This window comes from Dysosmobacter sp. (assembly GCF_052306735.1).
Lineage (GTDB): Bacteria > Bacillota > Clostridia > Oscillospirales > Oscillospiraceae > Oscillibacter.
Genome location: NZ_DAWBAJ010000072.1, coordinates 1 through 6,648 on the forward strand (window position 1 = coordinate 1; position 6,648 = coordinate 6,648).

The following is a 6,648-nucleotide window of genomic DNA, read 5'->3' on the forward strand; positions in this document are numbered from 1 at the left end:
CCGCCACGGAGTCCACCACCACCACGTCGATGGCGCCGGAGCGCACCAGGGCCTCCGTGATCTCCAGGGCCTGCTCACCGGTATCCGGCTGGGAGATGAGAAGATCGTCAATCTTGACCCCCAGAGCCCGGGCGTAGGTGGGATCCAATGCGTGCTCGGCATCCACGAAGGCGGCCTCGCCGCCCCGCTTCTGAGCCTCCGCCACAATATGCAGGGCCAGGGTGGTCTTACCGGAGGACTCCGGTCCGTAGATCTCCACGATCCGCCCCTTGGGGACGCCGCCGATGCCCAGGGCCACATCCAGGGCCAGGGAGCCCGTGGGGATATAGTCCACATTCAGCTCCGCCCGGTCACCCAGGCGCATGATGGAGCCCTTGCCGTACATCTTCTCGATCTGGGCCATGGCGGTGTCGATGGCCTTTTTCTTATCGTCCGCCGGAGCCACCGTGGGCAGGGGCGCTTTCTCTCTCGCCATTCTATCTTCCTCCTGATCTCTAGTAAATACATCAATGAAATTCAGGCGGTCATACCTCCGCGCACAGGGTGCCGAATACCACCCGGGGGATCTCACGGAGGTCCTTGACCACCTGGATATCCCCAAAGCCCTGGGCGCGCATGATGCGCAGCACGCTGTCCGCCTGGCCGATGCCTACCTCAAAATAGAGCCGGCCGCCGATATTCAGGGCATCTTTCCACTTTTCAGAGATATCCCGGTAGAAATCCAGGCCGTCCTCTCCGCCGTCCAGGGCCAGGTGGGGCTCATAATCCTTCACCGACACATCCAGCCCGTCAATGTCTGCCCGGGGAATATAGGGGGGATTGCAGACGATGCACTGAAAATCCCCCAGGGCCTTTTCCGGCTTGTCCCGGGCATCTGCCTGCATGGGCACCACCCGGCCGGAGAGTCCGTTGCGCCGGATGTTCTGCCGGCAGATTTTCAGCGCCCCGTCGGACCACTCTCCCAGTACCACCCGGGTCTGCGGCACCTGGGAGGCGATGGCCAGGCCCACGCAGCCGCTGCCGGCGCAAAGGTCCAGCACCCGGCACTCCCCCTGGGTGCGCAGATAGTTGATAGCCTGCTCCGCCAGGACCTCCGTATCGGGACGGGGGATCAGCACCTCCCGGGAGATGTCCAGGGGCAGGCCGTAGAACTCCCACTCCCCGATGAGGTAGGCCACCGGCTCCCCTGCCAGGTGGCGGTCCACCAGATCCCGGACCCGGCGCTCCAGATCCGGGGAGGCATACAGCCCGCCGTCTCGCTGGAGCTGCTCCCGGCTCTTTCCGGTGCCGAAGCACACCAGCTCCCGGGCCTCCAGGGTGGCAGCCTCGATGCCGGCCCCACGGAGCTGGCGGCGGATATCCAAATACAAGTTGTTATATGTGATTGCCATGATTCCGCTCCATCATCAAAAATACACACATATGCCCGGTCACCAGGCGTCTTTGCCCTTTTCCTCCGGCAGCACCAGCTCCAGTGAGCGGATAGCGCACTCGATCATGGAATCGTCGGGCTCGTTGGTGGTGAAATTCTGCATCCAGAGGCCCGGAGCTGTGAGGATCTTGGCCAGGCCGTTGTCCTGGACGTGGCGGCCCACCCAGCGGTTGAACTCGTAGGTGACGCCTACCACCAGCGGCAGCAGCAGCAGGTGGACGGCGGTACGCAGCCAGACATTGGTGATGGGCCAGATGCCGAACACCACGCTGGAAAAGAGGATGGACACGAAAATCACCACGAACAAGAAGCTGGTGCCGCACCGGGGATGGTGCCGGGGCTGGATCCGGACATTCTCCACCGTCAGCGGTAGCCCCGCCTCGTAGCAGAAGATAGTCTTGTGCTCTGCCCCATGGTATTGGAATACCCGGTAGATATCCTTCTGCTTGGAGCAGAAGATCAGGTACAATAAAAAGATGGCGATTTTCAGCAGGCCCTCCAGGAGGTTGCGGCCCCACAGGGGAAAGCCCGGGAAAAAGTGCAGCAGCCCGCCGGTGAGGAAGGTGGGCAGCACCATGAACAAAAAGATGGACAGCCCTACACCCAGCACCACCGCCAGCGTCACGATGGCGCTCTCCAGCTTTTTGCTGGAGAGGTGCTTTTCCAGCCACTGTTCAAATTTAGAGGGCTGGGCTGCCTCCTCATCGGGGTAAAAATCCGCTGAGTACATCAGTGCCTTCACGCCATGAACCATGGAGTCCAGAAAGTTGACGGTACCGCGGATCAGGGGAACGCCCAGGATGGGATAGCGGTCCCGCACGAATTTCAGCGGTTCCACCTTCTCCACCAACTCACCCTCCTGATTGCGAACCACGATCGCCTCTTTTTCCGGGCCCCGCATCAGGATGCCTTCAATGAGCGCCTGCCCGCCGATGCTGGTGCGGAAGGCGCAGGATCGATTTTCTTCTTTGTTTTGTGCCATGGGGATTCCTTTCTATTGGCTAGATTCTATCACAGTCTGCGGCAGATTGCAAACATTTGTTCTAGTTTTATACATGTTCCTTCAAGGGCAGGCGGATGGTGACCACCGCGCCGCCGCCCTCGGCGTTGCCGATGGTGAAAGTGCCCCCGTGGAGGCCCACGATCTCATCGCACACCGCCAGGCCGATGCCGCTGCCCCGGGCCTTGGAGGAGCCTTTATAGAACTTCTGCTTGACGAAGGGTAGCTCCGCCTCCGGGATGCCGGGACCGTAATCCCGCACCCGGACCACCGCCTCCTCGCCCTCCCGGCAGACAGAGACGTCGATGCGCTTGCCGGCACCGCCGTGCTTGGCGGCATTGTCCATGACGTTGCAGAATACCTGCTTGAGCCGTTCCGGATCGCCTGGGATAATGGGAAGCTCCTCATCTCCGTCGTTGTAGGTCAGCTCGATGCCCTCCTGCCGGAACAGCTCCCGGTAGGTGAAGATGGAATCCTCCAACTCCGCCTGGAGATCCACCTGCTCGATCCGCAGGGTAAAGCGCCCGTCCTCCATCTTGGAGAATTCCAGCAGCTCTTCCACCATGGTGGACAGACGCCGGGATTCGTTGAGGATGATGCGGATGCCCCGGCGCATCTGCACAGGGTCTCCGGTGGTGTCCTCCAGGATCGTCTCACCCCAGCCGTTGATGGCAGTAAGCGGCGTGCGCAGCTCATGGGAGACGGAGGAGATGAACTCCGTCTTCATCTTCTCATTGCGGCCGATTTTCAGGGACATATCATTGATGTTGTCCACCAATTCTCCCAATTCGTCGGTGTACTTGTTTTCGATCTGGAATCCGTAGCTGCCGGCCGTGATGCGTTTGACCGCCTCGGACACCACGGCTACTGGCTCCACCACGTTGTTGATGAACAGCAGATTGGAAATGAAAACCAGTGCCATGCACAAAAGGGCAATGGCCAGCACCGCCAGCACCGCCAGCAGGATCTGCCGGTCCGCCGCCTGCAGCGACGTCACCACCCGTACCACACCGGCCACCCGGCCGTCACTGGAGGAGAGAGGATAGGAGACGGAAAGGATCTTCTCCCCGGTATCCGGATCCTGGCCCTGGAAGGAGGCCAAATCCTGCTGGGTGATGGCCCTGGTAATATCGTCCGTCCCCGGGGCGCTGCCCGCCCGCAGGCCGGAGGTGGACACGATGATGTGTCCGCTGGTATTGATGAACTGCAGCTCCATGCAGTCCCGGTCCTCGAATGTTTTCGTGGCCTGTTCGGCGTTGCGGTAATACTCGTTGAAGCCGTTATTCATGAAATACTCATTGAAGGAGGTAGCCAACGCCTGGACCTGCTGCGCCATGCCGTCCTCCATGGAGCGGTAATAGTAATTGGAGATGCCGGCGGAAAACAGCGTCACGATCAGCGCCAGCAGGATCAATACCGGCAAAATGGTGTTGACCAGCCACCGCTGCCGCAGGCCGCGGATCTGCAGCGCTTTCCAGTTGCCGTTTCTCTCTTCCGCCATTTCAGCACACTCCTTTCCTCAATGGATCATCCCGGGCATGGCCCGGAGAGGCTCAAAAGCCCCACTTGTAACCGTAGCCCCACACCGTTGTGATATACGTGGGGTTTTGCCTTCCCATGGAGTTCCACTCCATGGGAGCCCTTTTTCCTTGCGCGGCGGGAGTCAATCCCGCCTGGCGCCAAGGGCATCGCCTGGGGCGATGCCGCTTGCACGCGTTTTCCGCGCCCCGCTTTGCGGGGCCCCGACAATGTGCCGATACTCCCTGCGGTTCAGAAGCCCCACTTGTAGCCGTAGCCCCACACCGTTGTGATATACGTGGGGTTTTGCACATTGTCCTCGATCTTCAGCCGCAGGCGCCGGATGTTCACATCCACGATCTTCAGCTCGCCGAAGTAGTCCCGGCCCCAGACCATGTCCAAAATCTCCTCCCGGGAGAGAGCCCGGCCAGGGTTCTCCATAAACACCTTCATGATGGAATACTCCACCTGGGTGAGCTTGATACGCTGGCCGTTCTTCTCCAGAGTGCGGTTGCGGGTATTGAGCAGGAAGGGGTCCTGCCGGATCTCTCCGGTCTGGGCGGAGACATCTCCCCCGGCCCGGCGGAACAGCGCGTCCACCCGGGCGGTCAGCTCCGCAGGGGAGAAGGGCTTTGTCACATAGTCGTCGGCACCGGTCATCAATCCCGTCACCTTGTCCATCTCCTGGGAGCGGGCGGTCAGCATAATGATGCCGATCTGTGTGTTGGTGACCCGGATCCGGCGGCAGACCTCAAAGCCGTCGATCCCGGGCAGCATAATGTCCAGCAGCGCCACCTTGGTATCCGGATTCTCCTTGAGCCGCTCCAATGCCTCCTCGCCGGTCTCCGCCTCGATGACGTCATATCCGGCCCGGCGCAGGTTGATGACAATGAAACTGCGGATGCTGGCCTCGTCTTCCAAAACCAAAACCTTTTTCATAGCAGGCATTCCTTTCTGTAAGATACACGCTTTTTCCGCGTGCCATCAGTTGTCGCTGGTGAGCCACTCCGTGTCGATAAGGCTGAAGGCCTCCCGCACATCGTCCTCCGTCACGCCGTATTTCCAGGAGCTGTTGGCCTCCAGCAGCTCCGCCGTATAAATGGTCTTTGCCTGGCGGCTGAGGATGAAGCGTCCGCTGCGGGCGGCTTTGCTCTCCCGGCCGCTGCCGGTGATGGCGGTAATGCGCAAAAATTCCTGGGGGGAACCATCCTCATCCTGATAGAGGAACGTGACCATGGCCTCGTCACTGCTGACGCTGCGGTGTACCAGGACCCGATCCTCCCAGTCCTCCGGGATCCGCAGATACCAACCGTCTTCCGTATTGTGACAGGTGGTCTCCACCACGGCATACCCGCCGCTGCCGTCGTAACTGCGCCACTCGATATAGGGATCGACGGCATCGGAATCGGGCGTTTCCTCCAGCGCCACCGGAGAGGCCTCCTGCCAGGGGATCTCCGTGATATCGTCATGGTTGATGTCCATGGGATACAAAGACCGGAAGCTGTACACCGCCGTGGAAACGCCGGTGATATCAGACAGGGAGATATTGGTGAGCTCACCGTTCTTCTCCGTGAGAATATCCGTCACAGCCTGGGTAGCGTCGGTCACCCCCGTCACAAAGAGGGCTGCCGTGCCGTCCAGCAGCGTTCCTTGGGTGAGCCGGCCCTGCTGACTCAGCTGGGCCATGGTGCTGGAGATCCGCGCGGAGGACTGGCTGACCAAACCCGTGTCCTGCCAGCGGTAGTAATCCGCCGTACCGTCGCCGTCCTCATCCGCCCGGATCACCACCAGTTCCTGCTTTTCATCCCGGTCCAGATTGGTCACGGCGTACTTCACATAGTTGGAGCGCATCAGTTCCTGGGGAGCCCCATGGGCCAGGGAGTACACCGTCAGCGCCTGCAATTCGGCGTTGACCTTCCACCCCACCAGCAGCTCCATATACCCATCCCCATCCATGTCGGTATAGGTGACGCTGTAAAACCCGGTGCCGGTGCCCTCGATGACGGCTGTCTGGCGGTAGGTCTGATCCTCCGGCGAGAAGATATAGATCTTCAAGGGCTTTTCGTCATCTGCCACACGCAAAAACGCCAGTGCTTCCTGCCGTCCGTCCCCGTCCAGATCCGTCAGCTGTACCGATTGGATATTGGTTCCGGAGGAGGGCGGCGCATACTCCGCCCCCGCCGAGATCATGGCGGAGAGCTGCTTGTCCAGCTCCGTATACTCCGCCGGCAGCTTAGGCAGGCGGTACAGTTCATCCGGAGAGAGCGTAAAACCCACGCCGCAGCCGGTGGTGCCCAGCATCATCGCTCCGGCCACTGCAGCCGTCAGGATGGACTTGATCCAGTGTTTCACCATACGCTCTCCTTTCCCTGTGCATTCTGTGCGCACTTTAACTAATGTATGATACCATGTTTTTCTCCGTTTGGGTAGCGTTTCTTTCGGTTTTTCCTGCTATTTTTACAGTCCATTCATTTTCTGAAAGTCTTTAAAATCCCACTTGAAATTATGGTGGGCTTCCTGTATAATATTGTTTAGTCTTCATTCCTCTTTTTGTAAACTTGCCGGTGTGATGGAATGGTAGACGTGACGGACTCAAAATCCGTTGGTGGCGACACCGTGTGGGTTCGAGTCCCACCACCGGCACCATCGTCGGAGCAAGCTTTATATCGCTTGCTCCGACTTTTTTCAAAGTCAGAGC

Annotated in this window: 5 protein-coding genes, 1 tRNA gene and 1 pseudogene; 1 reads left to right on the plus strand and 6 read right to left on the minus strand. The window is 59.8% G+C overall.

The features are described from left to right. The 6 genes and pseudogenes from ACT67G_RS11570 to ACT67G_RS11595 all read right to left on the minus strand — a co-directional run. A pseudogene (locus ACT67G_RS11570) lies at window positions 1-475 on the minus strand (recombinase RecA); the annotation flags it as partial. Window positions 476-524: 49 nt separating this feature from the next. After that, the gene (gene prmC / locus ACT67G_RS11575) at window positions 525-1,391 is read right to left on the minus strand and encodes a peptide chain release factor N(5)-glutamine methyltransferase (RefSeq protein ID WP_443664334.1); all 867 of its coding nucleotides are present in this window, start codon (window positions 1,389-1,391) and stop codon (window positions 525-527) included. Window positions 1,392-1,430: 39 nt separating this feature from the next. Beyond that, window positions 1,431-2,414 carry a DUF1385 domain-containing protein gene (locus ACT67G_RS11580; protein WP_325247557.1) on the minus strand — a complete coding sequence of 328 codons (984 nt, stop codon included), beginning with the start codon at window positions 2,412-2,414 and terminating at the stop codon, window positions 1,431-1,433. A gap of 67 nt (window positions 2,415-2,481) precedes the next feature. Continuing rightward, a complete protein-coding gene (locus tag ACT67G_RS11585; RefSeq protein ID WP_326214837.1) occupies window positions 2,482-3,933 on the minus strand; it encodes a sensor histidine kinase in 1,452 nt (483 codons plus the stop codon). A gap of 269 nt (window positions 3,934-4,202) precedes the next feature. Beyond that, window positions 4,203-4,889: a response regulator transcription factor gene (locus ACT67G_RS11590; protein WP_326214836.1), complete on the minus strand. Its 687-nt coding sequence runs from the start codon at window positions 4,887-4,889 to the stop codon at window positions 4,203-4,205. Window positions 4,890-4,934: 45 nt separating this feature from the next. Next, the gene (locus ACT67G_RS11595) at window positions 4,935-6,305 is read right to left on the minus strand and encodes an FG-GAP repeat domain-containing protein (RefSeq protein WP_325247337.1); all 1,371 of its coding nucleotides are present in this window, start codon (window positions 6,303-6,305) and stop codon (window positions 4,935-4,937) included. 205 nt (window positions 6,306-6,510) lie between these two features. Here ACT67G_RS11595 and ACT67G_RS11600 point away from each other — a divergent pair. Next, a tRNA-Leu gene (locus ACT67G_RS11600) sits at window positions 6,511-6,596 on the plus strand. The last annotated feature ends 52 nt before the right edge of the window (window positions 6,597-6,648 follow it).